Below are 325 nucleotides of genomic sequence, written 5' to 3' on the forward strand. Positions count from 1 at the left end.
TCGAGGCGACCGCGTGGCGGTTCCGCACGGGATCGGCGTGGCGAGACCTGCCCGATCGGTTCGGGAGCTGGAACACGATCTACAAGAACTTCCGCCGGTGGGCGAGCGACGGCGTCTGGGAGGACCTGCTCACCCACGTGCAGAAGCGGGCGTCGCTCGCTGGCGAGATCGACTGGGTCGTGTCGGTGGATTCCTCGATCGCGCGTGTCCATCAGCATGGCGCGACCTTGCCCCGGGTCACAGGGGGATCCGTCGAACTACAAGAAGTCCGGGCCAGAGCCTCCTGACCACGCGATCGGCCGGTCACGGGGTGGTTTGACGACGA

The 325-nt window shown here is 67.1% G+C and carries 1 protein-coding gene; it reads left to right on the plus strand.

The features are described 5' to 3' along the window. Positions 1-287: transposase (locus ACWXWW_RS17950; RefSeq protein ID WP_455971359.1), on the plus strand; the 287-nt coding region annotated here is incomplete at its 5' end. Between the last annotated feature and the right edge of the window lie 38 nt (positions 288-325).

This window comes from Microbacterium sp. KNMS, from assembly GCF_053851835.1.